The sequence below is a fragment of the Aliisedimentitalea sp. MJ-SS2 genome (assembly GCF_032586155.1).
Taxonomy (GTDB): domain Bacteria; phylum Pseudomonadota; class Alphaproteobacteria; order Rhodobacterales; family Rhodobacteraceae; genus JAWHTC01.
In genome coordinates this window covers 595,132-615,611 of record NZ_JAWHTC010000002.1, presented here as the reverse complement: position 1 = coordinate 615,611, position 20,480 = coordinate 595,132, and the positions used below count along the sequence as shown (strand labels likewise).

At 60.7% G+C, this 20,480-nt stretch carries 21 protein-coding genes; 8 read left to right on the top strand and 13 right to left on the bottom strand.

Annotated elements, in window-relative coordinates; genetic code table 11:
* Position 1 precedes the first annotated feature (1 nt).
* On the top strand, positions 2 to 889 hold the full coding sequence (map, locus tag RXV86_RS09555; protein WP_316299269.1) for a type I methionyl aminopeptidase: 888 nt from the start codon (positions 2 to 4) through the stop codon (positions 887 to 889).
* A gap of 10 nt (positions 890 to 899) precedes the next feature.
* Here map and RXV86_RS09550 read toward each other — a convergent pair whose 3' ends face one another.
* The 5 genes from RXV86_RS09550 to RXV86_RS09530 form a co-directional block, all read right to left on the bottom strand.
* Positions 900 to 1,400, bottom strand: a complete 501-nt coding sequence (locus RXV86_RS09550; RefSeq protein WP_316299268.1) for a helix-turn-helix transcriptional regulator — start codon at positions 1,398 to 1,400, stop codon at positions 900 to 902.
* Positions 1,397 to 2,023: a cytochrome b/b6 domain-containing protein gene (locus RXV86_RS09545; protein WP_316299267.1), complete on the bottom strand. Its 627-nt coding sequence runs from the start codon at positions 2,021 to 2,023 to the stop codon at positions 1,397 to 1,399. Before RXV86_RS09545 ends, RXV86_RS09550 begins: the two co-directional genes overlap by 4 nt.
* The gene (locus RXV86_RS09540) at positions 2,023 to 2,493 is read right to left on the bottom strand and encodes a PepSY domain-containing protein (RefSeq protein ID WP_316299266.1); all 471 of its coding nucleotides are present in this window, start codon (positions 2,491 to 2,493) and stop codon (positions 2,023 to 2,025) included. Before RXV86_RS09540 ends, RXV86_RS09545 begins: the two co-directional genes overlap by 1 nt.
* Positions 2,494 to 2,597: 104 nt before the next feature.
* A complete protein-coding gene (gene rsmD / locus RXV86_RS09535; RefSeq protein ID WP_316299265.1) occupies positions 2,598 to 3,161 on the bottom strand; it encodes a 16S rRNA (guanine(966)-N(2))-methyltransferase RsmD in 564 nt (187 codons plus the stop codon).
* A 61-nt stretch (positions 3,162 to 3,222) separates the two neighbouring features.
* A complete protein-coding gene (locus RXV86_RS09530) occupies positions 3,223 to 4,428 on the bottom strand; it encodes an FAD-dependent oxidoreductase (protein WP_316299264.1) in 1,206 nt (401 codons plus the stop codon).
* Positions 4,429 to 4,511: 83 nt separating this feature from the next.
* Between RXV86_RS09530 and RXV86_RS09525 the strand changes: the two genes are divergently transcribed.
* Positions 4,512 to 5,000: a peroxiredoxin gene (locus RXV86_RS09525; protein WP_316299263.1), complete on the top strand. Its 489-nt coding sequence runs from the start codon at positions 4,512 to 4,514 to the stop codon at positions 4,998 to 5,000.
* Positions 5,001 to 5,004: 4 nt separating this feature from the next.
* Here RXV86_RS09525 and RXV86_RS09520 read toward each other — a convergent pair whose 3' ends face one another.
* The 6 genes from RXV86_RS09520 to RXV86_RS09495 all read right to left on the bottom strand — a co-directional run bounded on the left by RXV86_RS09520 (position 5,005) and on the right by RXV86_RS09495 (position 10,892).
* Positions 5,005 to 5,295, bottom strand: coding sequence for a 4a-hydroxytetrahydrobiopterin dehydratase (locus RXV86_RS09520; RefSeq protein ID WP_316299262.1), 291 nt, complete (start codon positions 5,293 to 5,295; stop codon positions 5,005 to 5,007).
* Complete coding sequence (locus tag RXV86_RS09515) at positions 5,292 to 6,482, bottom strand: GNAT family N-acetyltransferase (protein WP_316299261.1); 1,191 nt, start codon at positions 6,480 to 6,482, stop codon at positions 5,292 to 5,294. The genes RXV86_RS09520 and RXV86_RS09515 overlap by 4 nt, the downstream gene beginning before the upstream one ends.
* A gap of 43 nt (positions 6,483 to 6,525) precedes the next feature.
* A complete protein-coding gene (locus RXV86_RS09510; RefSeq protein WP_316299260.1) occupies positions 6,526 to 7,284 on the bottom strand; it encodes a glycerophosphodiester phosphodiesterase family protein in 759 nt (252 codons plus the stop codon).
* Positions 7,284 to 7,745 carry a RidA family protein gene (locus tag RXV86_RS09505; protein ID WP_316299259.1) on the bottom strand — a complete coding sequence of 154 codons (462 nt, stop codon included), beginning with the start codon at positions 7,743 to 7,745 and terminating at the stop codon, positions 7,284 to 7,286. Before RXV86_RS09505 ends, RXV86_RS09510 begins: the two co-directional genes overlap by 1 nt.
* A gap of 97 nt (positions 7,746 to 7,842) precedes the next feature.
* On the bottom strand, positions 7,843 to 9,153 hold the full coding sequence (locus RXV86_RS09500; protein WP_316299258.1) for an HlyD family type I secretion periplasmic adaptor subunit: 1,311 nt from the start codon (positions 9,151 to 9,153) through the stop codon (positions 7,843 to 7,845).
* A complete protein-coding gene (locus RXV86_RS09495; protein WP_316299257.1) occupies positions 9,153 to 10,892 on the bottom strand; it encodes a type I secretion system permease/ATPase in 1,740 nt (579 codons plus the stop codon). The genes RXV86_RS09500 and RXV86_RS09495 overlap by 1 nt, the downstream gene beginning before the upstream one ends.
* Positions 10,893 to 11,119: 227 nt before the next feature.
* Between RXV86_RS09495 and RXV86_RS09490 the strand changes: the two genes are divergently transcribed.
* A complete protein-coding gene (locus RXV86_RS09490) occupies positions 11,120 to 11,857 on the top strand; it encodes a VacJ family lipoprotein (RefSeq protein ID WP_316299256.1) in 738 nt (245 codons plus the stop codon).
* A complete protein-coding gene (locus tag RXV86_RS09485; RefSeq protein ID WP_316299255.1) occupies positions 11,847 to 12,452 on the top strand; it encodes an ABC transporter substrate-binding protein in 606 nt (201 codons plus the stop codon). The genes RXV86_RS09490 and RXV86_RS09485 overlap by 11 nt, the downstream gene beginning before the upstream one ends.
* Positions 12,453 to 12,468: 16 nt before the next feature.
* Here the strand turns inward: RXV86_RS09485 and RXV86_RS09480 are convergent, their stop codons facing one another.
* The gene (locus RXV86_RS09480) at positions 12,469 to 14,658 is read right to left on the bottom strand and encodes a PBP1A family penicillin-binding protein (RefSeq protein WP_316299254.1); all 2,190 of its coding nucleotides are present in this window, start codon (positions 14,656 to 14,658) and stop codon (positions 12,469 to 12,471) included.
* A 256-nt stretch (positions 14,659 to 14,914) separates the two neighbouring features.
* On the opposite strand from RXV86_RS09480, the gene RXV86_RS09475 reads away from it, so the two are divergent.
* Together RXV86_RS09475 and RXV86_RS09470 are read left to right on the top strand one after the other, a co-directional pair.
* On the top strand, positions 14,915 to 15,253 hold the full coding sequence (locus RXV86_RS09475; RefSeq protein WP_316299253.1) for a P-II family nitrogen regulator: 339 nt from the start codon (positions 14,915 to 14,917) through the stop codon (positions 15,251 to 15,253).
* Positions 15,254 to 15,426: 173 nt separating this feature from the next.
* Positions 15,427 to 16,779 (top strand): ammonium transporter, encoded by a 1,353-nt coding sequence (locus RXV86_RS09470; RefSeq protein ID WP_316300228.1) that lies wholly within the window; start codon positions 15,427 to 15,429, stop codon positions 16,777 to 16,779.
* A gap of 67 nt (positions 16,780 to 16,846) precedes the next feature.
* Here the strand turns inward: RXV86_RS09470 and RXV86_RS09465 are convergent, their stop codons facing one another.
* A complete protein-coding gene (locus tag RXV86_RS09465; RefSeq protein WP_316299252.1) occupies positions 16,847 to 17,233 on the bottom strand; it encodes a rhodanese-like domain-containing protein in 387 nt (128 codons plus the stop codon).
* Positions 17,234 to 17,373: 140 nt separating this feature from the next.
* Here RXV86_RS09465 and mutL point away from each other — a divergent pair, with 140 nt between their 5' ends.
* Together mutL and RXV86_RS09455 are read left to right on the top strand one after the other, a co-directional pair.
* Positions 17,374 to 19,230, top strand: coding sequence for a DNA mismatch repair endonuclease MutL (gene mutL / locus RXV86_RS09460; RefSeq protein WP_316299251.1), 1,857 nt, complete (start codon positions 17,374 to 17,376; stop codon positions 19,228 to 19,230).
* The gene (locus RXV86_RS09455; protein WP_316299250.1) at positions 19,227 to 20,393 is read left to right on the top strand and encodes a DNA recombination protein RmuC; all 1,167 of its coding nucleotides are present in this window, start codon (positions 19,227 to 19,229) and stop codon (positions 20,391 to 20,393) included. The genes mutL and RXV86_RS09455 overlap by 4 nt, the downstream gene beginning before the upstream one ends.
* Positions 20,394 to 20,480 lie beyond the last annotated feature (87 nt).

Below are 20,480 nucleotides of genomic sequence, written 5' to 3'. Positions count from 1 at the left end.
CATGGTCTTAGGGTTCGGCAAAGGGGCACTCAAGTTGGGCGACACGCATCAGGGGCGCATGACGCGCGATGGTATCCGCATTCACGAAGAAGCGGATTTTGCCGGTATGCATAAGGCCGGTGCCCTGGCCGCACGCATCCTGGATGAAGTTGCTGAGCACATTGTGGCGGGTCAGACCACTGGCGGGATCGACAAGATAATCGAGGACAAAGTGTACGAGGCGGGCGCGACCTCGGCCACGATCGGTTACAAGGGTTACAAGCACGCGTCCTGCATTTCGCTCAATCATGTGGTGTGTCACGGCATTCCCGGCTCGAAAGTGCCGAAAGGCAAGAACGACAAGACCAGCCGCAAGCATGACGAACTGGTCGAGGGGGATATCCTGAACATCGATGTGACGGTCATCGTCGATGGATGGTTCGGCGACACCAGCCGAATGTACAAAGTCGGCAAGATCAAGCCTTTTGCCGAGCGGTTGATCCAGGTGACCCATGATGCGTTGATGCTGGGGATCGAGGCGGTAAAGCCAGGCAACACGTTCGGCGATATCGGCCATGCGATCCAGACTTACGTTGAGGCCCAGCGGATGAGCGTGGTACGCGATTTCTGCGGACACGGGCTGGGCCGGGTGTTCCACTCGCCGCCCAACGTGCTGCACTATGGCCGCGCGGGCACCGGACCGATTCTTGAAGAGGGCATGTTCTTTACTATCGAACCGATGGTCAATCTGGGCCGTCCCGAGACCAAGGTTCTTTCGGATGATTGGACAGCGATCACCCGCGACAAGACCCTGTCGGCGCAGTTTGAGCATTCAGTTGGCGTGACCGCGAACGGGGTGGAGATATTCACGCCATCACCGGAAGGCAAGTTTCACCCGACTTGGGGGTAATTATCCGGTGTCAGTTGTCCACCTCGGGCAGGGTCAGAAGTTCTTCGACAAAAAGCGAGACGAATTGCGCACGGTTCTTGACGTCAGATTTGGCGAAGGCGCGGGTCAATTGGGCGCGCACCGTGCTTTCGGCGACCGAGCGAAACTTGGCAATCTCGTTTGTGTCGAACCCTTTGAGGGCAAAGAGCGCGACATCTGCCTCGGACGGGGTCAGCCGCCATTCGTCAAAGCGCAACTGAATCACCTCGCCGAGCGCGCCGCTGGCCATGGAGAGCGCCTCTTCGGCGCGGTGCATGCGAGCGAGGGTGCGACGCATCTCCAGAGCGCCAAAGCCAATACCGATCAGGAGGGCAACAGCGACCATTGCCTCGAACGTGGTGTGCGGGTCAAAGCCGATCCAGCGGAAATCGCTGGCGACGTCCCCGAGAAAGAACACGGCGGCGAGCATTTGCAGGCCGATGGCCACGGCCAGGATTGAGGCACGGCGTCTGTCATTGGGCTTGCGGCTCATTTTCGGGGCCTTTCGCGGCGGGGGCGAAACATTGCCCTTGCAAGATTGACGCCCGAGAGCTGGGATTCAAGCCCGATCCCGGCGATATGCAGCGCTGCGAGGATCAAAAGGCCAGTTGCTGCGGCCTCGTGAACGTCTTCGAGGGTTTCGGAGCCTTCGTTGTGGTTCCAGTCGTCATCGTCATCGTCATCGTCATCGTCAACGTGGTAGTCCGACCAGCTGTGATGGGTTTCGTCATCGGGGAAGGGGTCGGCATGCAGGCCCAGGCCGGTTGCTGCGGTCACCGCCAGAAGCAACCAGATCGAAACGGCCATCCATGCGCCAAGCGGGGTATGTCCGGGGCTGTCATGCCAGCGGCCACGTACCAGATCTTGCAGGTGTGAGAGTGCCGCGACGGGTGCGAGTGGCATTTCCGCAAACCGTGCCGAGCCGAGGGCGATGAAGCCCCAAAGCAGGCGCAAGATCAGTGCTGACAGGGCGACATAGCCGATCCAGATATGCAGGAAATCTCCGTCCCGCAGGAGCACGCCATTGACCACTATGGTCAGCGCAATCGTCCAGTGGGTAAGGCGGACAAGCGGGTCCCATGCCCGCCTGCCCGTAGTTTGGTTCTCAGTTGGCATCAATCCTCGGCTTCCACTGACAGGATTGCTCCGGTTGCTGGATCGAGTTTCAGCTCCCAAAGTTGGCCGTCACGCAGGGCATAAGCTTCGAGTTCATAGCCTTCGTCCTTGATGCGTTTCACCTCGTAGCCCTGTTCGGCCAGCTTTTCAGCAAGGCCCGGTACGGCGGAAATCCTTGGGGTAGTAATCGGTTGAAAGCTGCGCGAGGCACCTGTTTTGTGGCTGATCACGCTGCCATCACGCGGGGAAATCAGCATCAGGTGGCGCTGGCCGCCCTTGGTGGCGGTGACGTGAATTAGCGCCGGTGCCCGGTGAAACCGGGTCAGTTCGTAACCCTGGTCGGCAAGCGCCTGGCCGATGGAAACGGCGTCAAAGCCGAGAATGTCGCCCTTGTCGGGGGTGAGAGCATGGGCCATCCCGGCCATTCCGAGGAAGGTGAAAAAGGTCAGGGCCTTGGCGGTTTGGGGCATTGGTGTTCTCCTTTGAATGTGGGGTTTCATTGAAAGGAACATGCGCGGCCTTGGCCGAAGCCTCTATTGGCTCGCGGCTTAAAAGGCGCGGAATAAGCGCGTGCTTACGCAGTGTATTCGAGCAAAAAGATTGTTGTGTCACCATAGTGGCGGTCATCGAGCAGGGTGACGCACTCGGGTGGGGTAATGGCGGTGTTTTCCTCCCACACGATCAGGGATTCGGGGGCGACCCAGCCATTAGCGAGGGCGGTTTGCAGGGCTTTTTCGCCCAAACTCTTGCCGTAGGGCGGATCGAGGAAGATCAGATCGAAAGGGTCCGTGGGACAGGCAGGCAGTTTGCGGGCGTCGCGGCGGATGAGTTTGGTTGTTTTTTGGGCTTGGCAGATCGCGATGTTCTGCCGGATCAGGTTATTGGATTTCCTGCCGTCGTCGACAAAGGTGACGTGCGAGGCACCCCGCGACAGGGCCTCGAGGCCAAGCGCGCCGGTGCCGGCAAAGAGGTCCAGAACGCGCGCATCGGTGATCGGGTCACCAAAGCGCCCACCCGTCAGCACATTGAACAGGCTCTCACGCACGCGATCGGTCGTGGGGCGCAAATGCGCGCCTGCATCGCCCTTACCGACCGAAGCCAGTGCGCGGCCCCTGAAATTGCCTCCGATTATGCGCATGTGTTGTACCGTTGAGGGATGGTGCGTTGAAAACGCACCCTACGGGGCTTCGCCATGGCAGCTACATCAGCGATTTGAGATCGACCGAAGGATCAGCCACCGCCGCCGGGTCAGGGGATTTGCCGCCTTCGATCAAGCGTTTTCCGATCATGTAAGCGCGCGGGTCATTCATGGCATCGACAGCCAGAAGCGTGTTGCCGGTGTAGTACCAGAAGGAGGAACTGTTTTCCTTGTCGCCGGGGCGGGTGATGACCCTGTCATAACCGGCGTTCAGCCCCGCGATCTGCAGCTTAACGTCATATTGATCCGACCAGAACCACGGTTTGGCGACATAGTCCTTGCCTGCGCCCATCATGTTTTCGGCAATACATTCGGCTTGATCAATGGCGTTTGGCACGCTTTCCAGCCGGATACGGGTGTCGCGATAGGGAAACGAGGCGCAATCGCCAGCGGCCCAGATGTTGGGATCGGAAGTGCGGCCCTGGGCATCGGTCTTGATGCCATTGTCAAGAGTGAGCCCGGCGGCCTTGGCCAGCTCGGACCCTGGGGCGACGCCGACGCCAACGATGACAAAATCGACCATCAGTTCAGTGCCGTCCGAGAGTTTGGCACCGGTGACGCGTGTGTCACCGATAAGCCGGTCAAGCCCGACACCTTCAAGGATGTTGACCCCATGGCCAGTATGAAGCGCGCGGAAATAATCCGAGGTCTCCGGGGCGGCAACCCGTTGAAGTATGCGGTCGGCCATTTCCACCAGCGTGACCTTGAGGCCCTTCTTGGCGGCCACGGCTGCCGCTTCGAGGCCGATATAGCCACCGCCGACGATCAGCACGTTTTTGCCCTCGGTAAACTCGGGGGCCATGGCGCCGACATCCGCAAGGGTTCGCACCACATGCACGCCATCAAGCGCACCGCCGATGGCATCAGGCAAACGGCGCGGGGTCGAGCCGGTGCAAAGCGCCAACATATCATAGGAAAGCGTTTCTCCTTCGGTGGTCACGGTTTTCGCCACTGGGTCGATGGACTGCACATGGGTGCCGGTGCGCAGGGCGATACCGTTGTCGGCATAGAAGCTCTCGGGGCGCAGGTAGAGGCGTTCCAACTCCATCTCGCCCAGGAGATAAGCTTTGGACAGCGGTGGGCGCTGGTAGGGGGGCGAAGGTTCGTTGCCGATCAGGGTGATCTCGCCTTCAAAGCTCAAGTTGCGCAGCTTGGCGCAAAGCGAAGAGCCGGCCTGGCCGGCCCCGATGACAACGATGTGAGCCATGGTGCACCCTTTCCCATTGTGTCTGCTGGGCGAGCCTATAACCTGAAAGACGTAAAAAGCAACGCGCGAATAGGAGAGTTTCAGTGGCAATCAAGGTAGGGGATCGGATCCCGGATGGAACGCTTTACAAGTTCGATGAAAACGGGGTGCACGCGGTTCAGACCGCGGACATGGTTGATGGCCGCAAAGTGGTGGTTTTCGGGCTTCCGGCGGCGTTTTCGCGGACATGCTCGGCGGCACATTTGCCCAGCTTTATGCGAACCCGTGAGGGGTTTGCCGAGAAAGGTGTCGAGGACATCTACTGTATCTCGGTCAATGACGGCTTCACCATGGCGGCCTGGGACAAGGAAATGGGCGCGGGTGATGCCGGGATCAGCCTTTTGGGCGATGCAAGTGGCGAGTTTACGAAGGCACTGGGCATGGACTTCGACTTCCCGCAGGGCGGCATGTTCGGCCGGTCAAAGCGTTACGCGCTGGTGGCCGAAGACGGGGTTGTCACCCATCTGAACGAAGAGGTTCAGGGCGGGGTCTGTGAATTGACCGCCGGTGAAAAACTTTTGGAAAAGCTCTAAGTCGTCAGAGGCTGTCGAACTTGCGGGCGAGCTTGGCATCGAGCGATGTCAGGCCGCCAACGTCGTGGGTGGTCAGGGTCACCGCGACCTTGTTATATGCATTGGTCCATTCCGGGTGGTGGTTCCATTTCTCGGCCCAGATAGCCGCGTGGGTCATCCAGGCAAACGCACCGGCGAAATCATCGAACCTGTAGGTCTTGGTGATCGCGTCACTGCCCTCGATCAAGGTCCAACCATTGTCAAACAGCGGCGCAAGCAGACTGTCGCGGGCGGTGGTTGAGAGAAGCTCGGTCAATCGTGATCCTCCTCGTTTGATTTGCGAAACGGGCCAAAGGTGGTGAGCACCTCGATCTCTTCAGCCACGGCCTCGCGTTCCGCTTCAAGATACTGCGCCACCGCATCGGCAAAGCCCGGATCGGCGACCCAGTGTAGCGCATGGCAGGTGGTGGGCAAATAGCCGCGCGCCAGCTTGTGTTCGCCTTGCGCCCCGGCCTCGACCCGGGACAGGCCGTGGATGATGGCGAAGTCGATGGCCTGATAATAGCACAGCTCGAAATGCAGGCAGGGGTAATGTTCGCCACAACCCCAATAGCGGCCGTAAAGCGTGTCGCGGCCAATGAAGTTGAGGGCACCAGCAACGTACCGACCGCTCCGTTCCGCGAGGACCAGAAGAATGTCGTCCCGCATGGTTTCATGGGCGATGTCAAAGAAGCTGCGGGTCAGGTAGGGCGAGCCCCATTTACGGCTGCCGGTGTCCTGGTAGAACTGCCAGAAGGCATCCCAGTGCTCGCGACCGATATCGTCGCCGGACAATGCCAGGATACGCCCGCCGAAATTCTGAGCTTGGGTGCGTTCCTTGCGGATGTTCTTGCGTTTTCGCGAACTGAGCGAGGCCAGAAATGCGTCGAAATCCGCATAGCCCGCGTTCTCCCAATGGAATTGCTGTGTGGTGCGGTGCAGCAGGCCCATCTTCTGGCCCGCCTGTGCCTCGGTTTCGGTGCAGAAAGTGACGTGAAGTGAGCTGATTTCGTTCTGGCTGGCAATCTGAACCGCGCCCTGGATCAGGGCATTTCGACCGGTGGTTTCGAACTCGGAACGCGTGAGCAGGCGGCGGCCTGTGACAGGGGTGAAAGGCACGGCAAGCTGAAGCTTGGGATAGTACCGGCCTCCGGCGCGCTCATAGGCATGGGCCCAGTTGTGATCGAAGATGTATTCGCCCTGGGAATGGGACTTGGCATAGAGCGGGGCGCAGGCAATCAACTTCCCTTCCAGATATGCGGTCAGGTATTGCGGTTGCCAGCCGGTGCCGGGGCCGACCGAGCCGCTCTGTTCGAGAGCGGAGAGGAACCGGTGGGTGGTAAAGGGGTCATTTGGGGCACCGCCCGACGCGGCCTCGGGGCAGGCGCAAGCATCCCAGTCACGCGCGTCGATCTGCGAGAGGGAAGTGAGCAAGCGTATTTCGATTGCGGTGTCGCCGTCCATTGCCCGACTATCCGACAGGGCGGAGCCAGGAGCAAGTAGCGGGCTAAGCGAGGTAACCCTCGAAGGTGACGTTGTCGACCACCTTGCGTGCCTCGACCTCCTGCTCTGCCGAGGTGACGGTCCAGCACAGGATGTTGGCATTTTGCACGCGCAACTCGGTCAGGCGTGGGTTATGCAAGTCCTCGACATTGTGTGAGACGAAACTGGCGCCGACCCGGTCGTAATCAGGAATTAGCCGCAGGTGATCGCAGGTGGCGTCGGGCAGAAGTGGCCATTCGAGCGGATTGTAGCGGCAGGTGGTGAGGCCCCGGGGCAAATCGGGCAGAAGCCGGGACAGAACCTCGACTGCGTGCGGGTTGAAGGACATCAGGGCAACCGGTCCGTCATAGTCTGCAAGTGCCTGCGCCGTGGCATATTCCAAGGGGCCGACATTAGAGCCCATGGCACCGTCCTGGTCCTTGATCTCGATGAGAAGGGGTACTTGGCCAGCGATCAGGTCGAGAACATCCGTCAGAGTTGGGATTGTTTCGCCATCGCCGCCCTTGAGGGGAAGTCTTGCCAACTCTGACGCACTGCGCTGGCGGATCGGGCCGGTCTCGGGCGTCAGCCGCCCGAGGTCGTAGTCGTGAAACACCATCGCCCGCCCGTCAGCAGACAGTTGCAGGTCGATCTCGATCCCATAGCCGGCGTCGATCGCCGCGCGGATGGCCGCACGCGAGTTTTCGGGCCGCCCCTTGGACACGTCGTGCAGGGCACGGTGGGCCAGGGGGCGGTTAAGAAACGCAGGAGGGAGCGTGGGCATTACTTGATCTGGAAGATGCCTTCGATTTCCACAGCAACACCTAACGGCAGCGCACCAGCCGAAACCGCTGAGCGGGAGTGGCGACCAGCTTCGCCGAGGGCTTCGACAAGGAAGTCGGAGCAGCCGTTGACGACTTGAGGCTGTTCGGAAAAGTCGGGAGTGGAATTGACGAAACCGGTCAGCTTGACGACGCGCACCAGGCGGTCGAGGTCGCCGTCGCAGGCCGCCTTGACCTGGGCAAGCAATTGAAGCGCGCAGGTGCGGGCGGCGGCGGCGCCGTCCTCGGTGGTCAGATCGGTGCCGACCTTGCCGGTGATCAGCCCGTCATCGGTGCGTGAAATCTGCCCCGAGACATAGACGATGTCGCCGACCTGAACGAAGGGAACATAGTTGGCGGCGGGGGCCGGAGCGTCAGGCAGGGTGATGCCAAGCTCGGCAAGGCGGGCTTCGATCTGTGACATGGGTGCAGTCCTTTTGAAAACGTTCGAATCGCGCTGACGCTAGTGCATCGCGGGGGTGTTGGCGAGACGTTGCGCGACCTTGCGCTGGTGTCCTGCGTCAGCTTTCGCGAAAGGCTTTGGAGAAATAGACCGTGAGGGGGCGTAGAAGATAGGCAATTGGTGTCCGGTCATCAGTGCGGATGAAGCTGTCGACCGGCATGCCTGGGATCAGACTGGCGCCCTCGGGCAGGCGTGCGGCCTCTCCTTCGTTCATTACGATCTCGGCGCGGTAGAAGGTGGCGCCGGTGGTCTCATCCCGGAAGGCATCTGGCGAGAGGGTGGCCACCTGACCGAATATGTCAGGCGTGTCGCGTTGGTCGAAGGCCGGGAAGCGCAGGGTGACCTCCTGTCCGACATAAACCATGTCCACATGGATTGGGTCGACCATGGCGGAAATCACCAGCGGGCGGTCCTGTGGCACAAGGAAGAGCAACGGTTCCGCCGGGCTGATCACGGCACGTTGCGCAAAGATGGTCATGTTGTAGACCACGCCCGCCACCGGGGCGGTGATGACCAGACGATCGAGTCGTTCGTTCACGGCGCGGCGTTGTTCCAGGAGTTCAAGCTGGCGCACGCGCAGGTCGCGCAGCTGGGTGATGGCCTCTTCCCGGCGTTCGCTGTCGAGTTTGAGAATGCCGATCTCGATCTCGGTGATACGTTCCTCGGTCTGGGCCTTGCGTGCCGTCAGCTCGCCCACGGTACCGGACAGGCGGGCCTCTTCGCGTTGCAGTGACAGGACGCGGCTGGCCTGTGCCAGGCCCTTGTCGAGCAGGGATTGCTGCGAGGTGAGTTCCTCGCCGATCAGGCTCAACTGAGTTTTGAGTGCCGCGGCCTGGGCGTCGATACCCTTGATCTGGCTGCTGAGCTGATCGCGCTGGCGCGAGAGCTGTTCGGTTTCACGGGCAATCGAAACGGAGCGGGCACGCATCAGGTTGGCCTGCCCCTCCATCAATTCCTTGACGTCGGGGTCCTTGGCGGCGCGGGCTTGAAGCTCGGGGTCAAAATCCAGCACGTCGGTGCCGGCGCGTTCGGCCTTGAGCCGGGCGCTGCGCGCCATCATCTCGAACAGTTCGGATTCGATGATGGCACGTTGCGAATTGAGTTCGGTTGGGTCTAGTCGGATAAGCACTGCTCCGGCCTCGACCGTGTCGCCTTCGTCCACAAGAATGTCCGCCACCACGCCACCATATGGGTGCTGGACGACCTGACGGTTCTGATCGACTTCGATCTGACCGGGGGCCACAACCGCACCGGCAATCTGGGTCATGGCGGCCCATGTGCCGAAACCGCCCAGCAGGATCGCAACGCCCAGGAAGCCGATCAGCAGGGGCCATCGGGCGGACCAGGCTTTTGTCTCATCACCTGTCATCACTGGATTCCTCCGGGTTTGCGGGCAGCTGCGATCTGGGCCGCGTTCTGCACGGTCTCACGCAGCACTTCGTCCCGCGGGCCAAAGGCCTTGCGGGCGCCGCCTTCGAGCACCAGCAGCAATTCGCACTCCTGGATGGCCGCCGGGCGGTGCGCCATGATGATGACCGAGCCGCCTTTTGCCTTCATCGCGCGGATGGCCTTGTTCAGAGCGATCGAGCCTGTGTTGTCGAGGTTTGAGTTGGGTTCATCCAGCACCAGCAGGACCGGGTTGTCATACATCGCGCGGGCCAGGCCGATGCGCTGGATTTGCCCGCCGGAAAGACGTCCGCCTGCTGCCGAGACCTGCGTGTCATAACCACGTGGCATTCCCAGGATCATGTCATGGGCATCGGCCTTTTGCGCGGCTTCGACCACCTTGGCGTCATCGGGTGCAGGAGACAGCCGGGCAATGTTTTCGGCAATCGTTCCGTCGAACAGTTGCACTCGCTGGGGCAGGTAGCCGACATAACCGCCCAACACGTTGGGATCGTATTGATCGAGCGCCGCACCGTCGAGGCGGATATAGCCGCCAGCCGGACGCCAGACGCCGGTCAGAGCATGAGCGAGGGTGGATTTACCCGCCCCTGACGGGCCGATCACACCCAGTGCCGTGCCGGGTTCGAGTTTGAACGACAGCATGCGCAAGCTGGCGGTGCTTTGCCCGGGTGGCACGATTGTCAGTTGCTGTACATCGAGGCGTGCACGAGGACGCGGCAGCGCCGTGCGTGGGGCCTCAGGTGGAACTTCGGAGAGAAGCACAGCGAGGCCGTGCCAACCGCGCCGGGCGCGTTCGATCAAGGCCCATTGAGCGATGGTCTGTTCCACCGGCTGAAGGGCTCGGCCTAGCAGGATGGACCCCGCGATCATCGCGCCTGGGGTCAATTGCCCTTGCAACACCAAATAGGCGCCAAGGCCCAGCATCGCCGATTGCAGCAGCAGCCGGAAGCTTTTGGAGACAGAGGTGAAGGAACTGCTGAGATCGGTGGCGTGCACCTGAGCCGCAAGCGCGTCTTTTCGCCCCGTTTCCCAGCGGCGGAAGGCAGCGTCGCGCATGCCCAGAGAGACCACCAGTTCGGCTTCTTCGCGCAGGTTTCCGGCCATGCGGTCGGCCTGGATGCCGGCGGTCCCGGCGCGGTTCAGCGGTGCACGCGAGACCCATTGGTTGATCACGGCCAGCAGGATCAGGGCGGCTCCACCCAGAATGGCGAGCGTGCCCAGCCAGGGATGAAAGATGAAGATCGCGAACAGGAAGAACGGGGTCCAAGGGATATCGGTCACCGCCAGCAGGGCAGGCGAGGACATCAGCCGCTGGACCGCTTCGAGATCGGCAAGGTTGGAGGCGGTTTCCTGAGGCCCGACCAGTGAGGATTTGCGTAACACTGCGTCGAACACCCGGCCATCTAGCCGGGCCTGGAACCGAGCCCCGGCGCGGGCCATCACCCGGCCGCGGGCAAAATCCAAGAGCCCGTACATGAGGTAGAGAAACAAAACGAGGATCGACAACGCTACCAACGTCGCCACTGAACGCGACCCCAATACCCGGTCGTAGACCTGCAGCATGTAAAGCGGTCCTGTCAGCATCAGCAGGTTGACGAAGACGCCAAACAACCCCACAGCCCAGTACAGCCCGCGGCTTTGGCGGCGGGCATCCCGCAATTCGGCAAGGCCGGTTTCAATGGGCGGCGAGTTTCTGCGCATGGCGTTTTTTCGTTCAACTGCCCGAATTCCGGGGCAAATTCCTTTGATTGGGAGATGTCCCGTGTGATGTTTGTCGCCAATCTGCCACATCTTTCGTTGAAGGCAAAAGGCGCTCTGGGCAATATCGTTGCAACAATTAAGTAGAGACTAAAGGTTTCAGGGCGGTAATTCTATTGTTTCAACTGCATGCCACGCAAATTTTTGAACTGCGCCGTTGGGTGCGGGGGTTGGCGGTACTAGCTGCCGTCGTTGTGCTGTCGGCGTGCAGTGTGCCGGGACCCGGCGAGGCGCCGGATGGGATTCACGATCCTTATGAAACGGTGAACCGAAGCAATCACGAGTTCAATCGGACCATCGACCGGAGACTGCTTCGCCCGGCGGGCAAGGGCTATTCCACGGCCATTCCGGCCCCTGTGGCAGATACGGTGTCTAACTTCGCCTCGAACCTGAGCCTGCCGGGTACTGTGGTCAACAACCTGCTTCAGGGCAATTTGGGCGGGGCATTTCAGAACACCTTCCGATTCGCCTTCAATACGGTTTTCGGCATCGGTGGACTGGGCGACCCGGCAAGCGCTTTCGGTGCCCACGAGGTTGAAACCGATTTCGGTGAGACTCTGCATGTCTGGGGGGTACCCGAGGGGGCTTTTGTCGAGCTGCCGATTCTGGGCCCGTCTACTGAGCGCGATGCCGTGGGCAAGGTGGTAGACCTGTTCACCAACCCGCTCAGTTATGTCCTGCCCAGCCCGGAGAAGTATTACGGTACCGGTGCATCCCTAGCAGCAAAGGTGGGCGATCGGGGGCGGTATTCCGAAACCATCGATTCCATATTGTATGATAGTGCCGATTCTTATGCTCAAGCGCGGCTGATCTATTTGCAAAATCGCCGGTTCGAACTTGGCGGTGACGATGACAGTGCTTATGTCGACCCTTACGATGACCCCTATGGTGACCCTTATGCCGAATAAACCTACCCGTCGCAGCGCCCTTATGGGCATGATTTCCTCCCTAGCGTTGGCTGCTGCTGCACGCCCGGCCATGGCAATGAACGCAAGCAGCGCCAAGCGCCTGGTCGATGCGATCGTCGCCGACATCAACAAGGTTATCGACGATGGAGGATCGGATGCGCAGAAGATCAAGAAGTTCGAGAAGATCTTCGTGCGTTACTCGGATGTCCCGACGATTGCGCGATACGCGCTGGGCGTCGATGCCCGTCGCGCCACCAAGGCCCAGTTGAGCGCCTTTACCAAAGCGTTCCAAGTCTATGTCAGCCGCAAATACGGCAAACGTTTCCGTGAATTCATCGGCGGCAAGATCGAGGTCCGGAAGGCCCGTAAGGTCAAGAATTTCTTCGAGGTCAAAACCATCGCGCATCTGCGTGGAGAGGCCCCGTTCGAGGTGACCTTCCTGGTGTCGGACCGGTCGGGAAAGGCGAAGTTCTTCAACCTCTTCATCGAGGGGGTGAACATGCTGCTGACCGAGCGTACCGAGATCGGCGCAATGCTGGACAAACGTCGCGGGAATATCGATGCGCTGATCAAGGACCTGAAAAAGGCCAGCTAAGCCCTGTACGAACCATTCAGCGATTGTCCGCAGGGTTCAACACATCTTTCAGGACGCTGTCGACTGCATCCCGTGTGGTGCGCGGTCGATTTCCTAATGGAAAGAGGGGTTGCAGCCCCTGACTATCCACGGGCTGAGCCAATGACGGGTCTGGTGCGCGCATGGGCAGGGGGCGTGCCGGCAGGCCCTCGTGCACCCGGGACATGGTCTCGTGCCAGATCTCGGCGGGAAGGCCGCCACCTGTGACGTTCTTCAACGGTTCATTGTCGTCATAACCCATCCAGACCCCCGTGACGTAGTCGGCCGAGAACCCTAGGAACCATGCGTCTTTGGCCGCGTTCGAAGTACCGGTTTTGCCTGCGACCTGACGGTCGGTCAGGGCGGCGCGTTTACCGGTGCCTTCGGTCACGACCTTGTTCATCATCCAGATCAGCTGGGCCGCGGTGTTCTCCTGGATTACCCTTTCACCGATGCCCGAACTGGCCGAGAAGATCGGCTCTGAGGCACCGAGAAGACGCAATTCCGTCATGCCATAGGGGGTGACCGAGCTGCCGCCATTGAGAATTCCGGCATAGGCCCCGGTCATCTCCAGCAACGAGGCTTCGGAGGCGCCAAGCGCCAAGGCGGGTCCCTGTGCCAGATCGCTGTGGACGCCGAATTGCTCGGCCACGGTGCGCACGATATCCAACCCCGAGTCCATTGCCAGCTTCACCGCCGGGATGTTGAGCGAGTTCTTCAACGCGTCCGTCAACGTCACGGTGCCGTAGTGTTTGCGGGTATAGTTCTTGGGGCACCATTCGCCTGAGCCCGGGACATTGATGCAATAGGGCGCGTCCTCGATCAGGTCGAGCGGGCTACGCCCCAGGTCGAGCGCGGCGGCATAGACGAAGGGTTTGAACGACGATCCGGTTTGGCGCTTGGCCATGGTGGCGCGGTTGAATTCGCCCGTGACCTTGGTTTTGCGGCCGCCGACCATGGCGCGCACGGCACCATCGGCGGACATCACCACAATGGCGGCCTGTGCTTCTGAGCCTTCTTTGACCTTGGTTTCGAAGATATGGCGCATCGCCTCTTCGGCGGCGGTTTGAATGCGCTGATCCAGTGTCGTACGGATGATCACGTCTTCGGTGGTGTCGCGGGTAAAGAACTCGGGACCCGTCACCATCAGCCAGTCGGCGAAATAGCCCCCGGCCTTTTTCTGGGCAGCTTCAGACAATTGTGCCGGGTTGGCGACCGCCCGGGCGTGTTCACTGTCCGACAGGTAGTCCTGTTCATTCATTAGCTTGAGCACCGTTTCGGCCCGGTCCTGGCTGCGCTTGAGGTTGTTGGTGGGCGCGAAACGGGTAGGTGCGACCAGAAGCCCGGCCAGCATGGCGGATTGTTGGGCGCTCAACTCGGCGGCGGAAATGCCGAAATAGCGCTGGCTTGCGGCCTCGAACCCGCGGGCACCGGCACCAAGGAAGGCGCGGTTGAAATAGATCGTCAGGATCTCGTCCTTGGAATACTTGGCCTCCATCGCCATCGCATAGATCGCTTCCTTGATCTTGCGGGCGAGCGAGCCGCGACGGCAGTCGGCTTCGTATTCGGCTTCGGTCTTCCAGGTTGCCTTGTCATACGGCACGCCGAGGCAGAGCAGTTTCGCCGTCTGTTGAGTCAGGGTCGAGCCACCGTGGCCTGAAAGCGGCCCGCGCCCTTCGCGCAGGTTGATGCGAACTGCCGAGGCGATGCCGCGCGGGCTGAGCCCGAAATGACGGTAAAACCGTTTGTCCTCGGTGGCGACAACGGCGTTTTTCAAGTGCTTGCTGACCGACTGGGCGGTGACCACGCCACCGAACTGATCGCCACGCCAGGCAAAGACATCACCCTTGGCATCCAGAAGCGTGACCGAGCCCCGGGCGCGCCCGTCAAACTGTTGATCCACCGGTGGCAGCGTATAGGCGACATACCCCACGGCCAGGCCGATGATCACCGCCGTGATCAGGCCGATTCGCCAGCTGAAGCCCCAGACGATGCGGAAGATCAGGCCGAAAATTCCGAGGAAGAAGGCGACGATGAAGTTGCGCTTGCGGGCGGGTTTGCGCGTTCTTTTGCGTGCCACTTTCCTGGGCTTGGCTTTCGGTTTTGCTTTGGGTTTGGGTTTTGCGGCGCCCTTGGGATAGCGCCTGTCCGCCACGAGGGGCGGTTTCTTACGACCTGAATTACTCATCTTCTGCCCTGCCCGGAGCTTGTTCTTTGCGCCACCTTAACCGCCGCTTGCCGAAAAGTTGAGGGGGAGTTTTCCCCCTGAGCGTACCGGCGCTGACTAAAAAAGCGTCAAATTCCCGATTGCGCCTGTTTTTTGAGCGGCTGGCCAGGAATTTTCGCGAAAATTCGGGTCGGTTTCTTCCGTTCCACCCTGCGGCCAAGAAATGCTGCACCTGCAACATGGCCGGTTTCGCCGGCGCAATCGAAGGGGATTTGAGGTGAAACTCATCATAGCGACAATCAAGCCATTCAAGCTTGAAGAGGTCCGCGAGGCGCTGACCGATATTGGCGTGCGCGGCATGATGGTAACGGAAATCAAGGGCTTCGGCGCACAGTCGGGCCATACCGAGATTTATCGCGGTGCGGAATACGCGGTGAATTTTGTGCCCAAGATCAAGCTTGAAATCGTGGTGTCCGCCGAGACGGTCGACCAGGTGGTCGAGACCATCGCCAGCACCGCGCGCACCGGCAAGATCGGTGACGGCAAGATTTTCGTACTCGACGTGGGACAGGCCGTGCGCGTGCGCACCGGCGAAACCGACCAGGACGCGATCTGAGGCGTCCCCGGGAAATGAAGGAAAGACCAATGAAACGATTTCTAACACTCCTGATGGCAGGGGCTCTTGCCATGATCGCGGTATTCGGGGCGTTCACGCCTGCAATGGCCGAAGAGGGACCCTCGCCTGAAGCCGTCGCCGCAGCAGAAGCGGCCTTTGTGACGCCTGAAGACATGATCAAGCAGAAAGCGCTTGATGCGGCAGCCGCAGCGGCGCAAGAGGCGCTGGACGGCGGTGAAGATGCGGCAGCGGCGGCCTCGGATGCCATCGCGGCCACCTATGCGCCCTTCATCAACGGTGATTTCATCTACACCTCGGTCCTGTTCCTGATCGGCGGGTTCCTGGTGTTCTGGATGGCCGCCGGGTTTGCCATGCTGGAAGCGGGACTGGTGCGCTCCAAGAACGTGACCATGCAGCTGACCAAGAACGTGGCGCTGTTTTCACTGGCCGCAATCTTCTACTACCTGATCGGCTATAACCTGATGTACCCGCTGGGCACATGGGCGGTTGATGGCGTTCTGTCGGGTGTCTGGGGTCCGGGTGTTCTTGAATCCGTGGGTGTAACCGCGGCGGGTGCCGACGATATCGGCTATGCCTCGACCGGTTCGGACTTCTTCTTCCAGCTGATGTTCTGTGCCACCACGGCATCGATCGTGTCGGGTACCGTGGCCGAGCGCGTGAAACTGTGGCCCTTCCTGGCTTTCGTGATCGTTCTGACCGCATTTATCTATCCGCTGCAAGCCAGCTGGAAATGGGGCGGTGGTTTCCTTGACGCAGCCAACTTCCAGGACTTTGCCGGTTCGACAGTTGTGCACTCGGTCGGTGGCTGGGCGGCGCTGATGGGGGCCCTGCTGATCGGCCCGCGCCTTGGCAAGTACAAGGATGGCCGTGTCATTCCGATGCTGGGCTCGAACCTGCCGCTGGCCACGCTGGGTACATTCATCCTGTGGCTGGGCTGGTTCGGCTTCAATGGCGGCTCGCAGCTTGCCATGGGGACCGTCAGCGATGTGGCGGATGTGAGCCGGATCTTCTCGAACACCAACGCGGCGGCTGCCGGTGGCGCCATCGCGGCACTGATCCTGACGCAGCTGATCTACAAGAAGCCTGACCTGACTATGGTGCTGAACGGTGCGCTTGCCGGCCTCGTGTCGATTACCGCCGAACCGCTGACGCCGACCTTGGGTGCTGCAACCCTGATCGGTATGGTCGGTGGCGTGATTGTGGTCTTCGCGGTTCCGTTCCTGGACAAGCTGAAAATCGACGACGTTGTCGGTGCCATTCCGGTTCACCTGATGGCCGGTATCTGGGGTACGCTGGCCGTGCCGCTGACCAATGGCGATGCGTCCTTCGGTGCTCAGATTTACGGGATCGTGGTGGTAGGTATCTTCACCGTCGTGGCCTCGCTGGTGGTGTGGTTCATCATCAAGGCGATCATGGGCCTGCGGGTCGAAGAAGAAGTTGAGATCAACGGTCTCGACTCGGCCGAACTGGGCATGGAAGCCTATCCGGAATTCGCCAAAGGCTGATTTCCGACACAAAAAAGGAAAAGGCCCGGGTGGATTGCCCGGGCCTTTTTGCGTTTGTGAGGATGGCTTAGTCGGCCTTGGGAACAATTTCCTGCGGTGCGCCGGTGGCCATGTTGGTGCCGATATGCGGCAGCTTGGCTTTTTTCCAGCCGGCCATGCCGTCCTCGACATGGGCGATCAACTCGAAACCCGCTTCGATGCATTTCTTCGACACCATGGCCGAGCGCACGCCCGAGCCGCAGTGGAACACGATCCGCTTGTCGGATTGGCCCGGTAATTTGTCGGCGCGGAAGAACGACATCGGCAGCAAAAGCGCGCCGTCGATATGTTCGAACATGAACTCTTGCGGGGTGCGCACGTCGATCAGGACGATCTCGTTGGCGTCGAGCGCTTTCCGGGTTTCCTCGGGGGTCCAGGTCTCGAACGTGGCGGTGCCGATGGTTTCGGATTTCATGGGTATTTCCTTTTGGTCTGGGCGATTCCGTTTCGGCGTTAGGTAGAGGTTTGGCGATTAACTTTCAAGAATTGGAATATTAACTGTGCATCTTTGCTTTCACTGGTCGAATCGCGGCCTGACGTGCTAAATATTGCGTCATGTCCGAACCCAGGCCCCAAATAGGCGAAAACCGCCCGCAAATTCGTCAGTTGGACGATGCCGCGATCAACCGGATTGCAGCGGGAGAGGTTGTTGAAAGGCCCGCCAGTGCCGTTAAGGAACTGGTGGAAAACGCCATTGATGCGGGTGCACGCCGGATCGAGGTAGCGATTGCCGATGGTGGCAAGACGCTGATCCGGGTGACGGATGATGGTTGTGGCATGGCACCCGAGGACCTGCCGCTGGCATTGAGCCGTCACGCGACCTCGAAGATCGACGGCACGGACCTGCTCGACATTCATACCTTTGGCTTTCGGGGAGAAGCTCTTCCGTCGCTCGGCGCGGTTGGCCGGCTTTCAATCACCACGCGGGCCGCGGGTCAGGATGGCGCGCGGGTCGAGGTGTCAGGCGGTGAGATGAGCGCGGTGAAACCTGCGGCCTTGAATGGAGGTACGGTGGTCGAATTGCGCGATATTTTCCACGCTACCCCGGCGCGGTTGAAATTCATGCGCTCGGACCGGGCCGAGTCACAGGCGATTGGTGATGTGGTCAAACGTTTGGCCATGGCCGAACCTTATGTTGGATTCGTTCTTCGTGACGTTTCGAAGGGCGGTGAAGGACGCGAGGTGTTTCGCGCCGACGCCGAACAGGGCGAGCTGTTTGATGCGCTGCATGGACGATTGGCGCGGGTGTTGGGGCGCGAGTTTGCCGAGAACGCGCTCCGGATCGAAGCCGAGCGCGAGGGGTTGATGCTGACCGGCTATGCGGCGCTGCCGACCTATTCGCGCGGCTCGTCCCTGGCGCAATACCTGTTCGTCAATGGCCGCCCGGTGAAGGACAAGATGCTCTATGGCGCGTTGCGGGCGGCCTATTTCGATTTGCTCAGCCGGGATCGCCACCCGGCGGCGGCGTTGTTCATCGAATGCGATCCGCATCTGGTGGATGTGAACGTCCACCCGGCAAAATCCGAAGTCCGTTTCCGCGAACCGGGCATTGCGCGCGGATTGATCGTCAGCGGGTTGCGCCATGCGTTGGCAGATGCCGGGCACCGGGCGTCGTCAACAGTGGCGGACGCGACGTTGGGGGCGATGCGGCCTGAACCGGCAGAGGGTCCGGCGCGGGTTTACCAGATGGATCGGGCGTCAAGGCAATCATTGTCGATGGCCTATCAGGCGCAGGCGCCTCAGTATTCGGCGCCGGGATTTGCTGATGCGACAAGCGCGCGAGTGGAGCCGGTGGTCGAATCCGAGCTTGGCACGCAAGGGCCGGACGAGGGGTTGCCGCTGGGCGCGGCACGGGCGCAGGTGCACGAGAATTACATCATTGCCCAGACCGAGACCGGTATCGTCATCGTCGATCAGCATGCGGCCCATGAACGGCTGGTTTATGAAAAACTGAAGGCACAGATGGCCGAAAAAGGGGTGGCGGCACAGGCGTTGTTGATCCCCGAGATTGTCGAGATGAGCGAGGGCGATTGCGACCGGCTGATGGAGTTGGTCGATGACCTGACCCGGCTGGGACTGACGCTGGAGCCGTTCGGCGGCGGAGCGATTGCGGTGCGTGAAACCCCGGCGATCCTGGGCGAGGTCAATGCCGGGAAGATGTTGCGTGACATCCTTGATGAGCTGGATGATCTGGGCGAGAGCCTGACCGTGCAAGCCAAGATTGAGGCGATCCTGAGCCGGGTGGCCTGTCATGGGTCGATCCGCTCCGGGCGGCGGATGCGCGGCGAGGAAATGAACGCACTCCTGCGCGAGATGGAAGCCACGCCCCATTCCGGTCAGTGCAACCACGGGCGACCGACCTATGTCGAGCTGAAGCTCAAGGATATCGAGAGGCTGTTCGGGCGGACATGATCGAAATCGGCGGACATGTGTTGACGGATATGGAGCTGCTGGCCCTCGCGGGCGGGTTGGTTCTGTTGCTGTTTCTGATCCTACTGATCATGGCGTTGCGCGCGGCTGGTCGGACAGCGCGGGCGACAGAGCCGCTGGTGCATCAACTGGCAACGATGAGCGCCCGGGTGGAACATCTGTCGGACGGGCAGCAGCAACTGGCGGGTGGGCTGACCCATGTCAGCGAGGCGCAAGCGGCGTCGCAGGCGGGCATGATCGAGTTGATGGAAAAGCGGCTGACCGACGTGTCGGGCAAGATGCAGGAGAACCTGACTGGCAGTGCCCAACGTACAGCGAAGTCGCTGGGCGAGTTGCAGCAACGGTTGGCGGCCATCGACAAGGCGCAGGAGAATATCACCAAGCTGTCGGGCGATGTTCTGTCGTTGCAGGACATCCTGTCGAACAAGCAGACCCGGGGCGCGTTTGGGGAAATACAGCTCAATGACATCGTGTCCAAGGCGCTGCCCAGCGACAGCTATACGACGCAGGCAACGCTTTCCAATGGCAAGCGGGCCGACCTTCTTATCCATCTACCCAACCCGCCGGGTCCGATCGTGGTGGATAGCAAGTTCCCGCTTGAGGCCTATGAGGCGCTCAGGAATGCCCAGACCCAGACCGAGTTGAACGAGGCGGGTCGGATGATGCGTGCGTCGGTGCGGACCCATATCAAGGCGATTGCCGAGCGGTATATCCTGGAAGGGGAAACCGCCGACGGGGCGTTGATGTTCCTACCCTCTGAAGCAGTCTATGCCGAGTTACATGCCAATTTCCCGGAACTGGTGCGGGAAGGGTTTGCCGCGCGGGTGTGGATCGTGTCGCCGACGACTTGCATGGCGACGCTGAACACGATGCGCGCCATTCTGAAGGATGCGCGCATGCGCGAGCAGGCGGGTGCGATACGACGCGAGCTTGGGTTGCTGTTTCAGGATGTGGAGCGGCTCTCGACCCGGGTCGAAAATCTGGACCGGCATTTCGGGCAGGCGGCCAAGGATATTTCCGACATCAAGATTTCGGCCAGCAAGGCCGGGCGGCGGGCTAAGCGCCTTGATAATTTCGATTTCGAGGAACTGGCTCCGGAAGACCCAAAGGTTGTGCCGCTGGGCAAGGCCGAAACACAAGTTTGATCCATTGGACGTGTTCCACCCCCCAGTTTGCGCCAGATCAAGGACGCGGGATTGTCTGGACGGGACCTTTGACAGACTATAAAGATA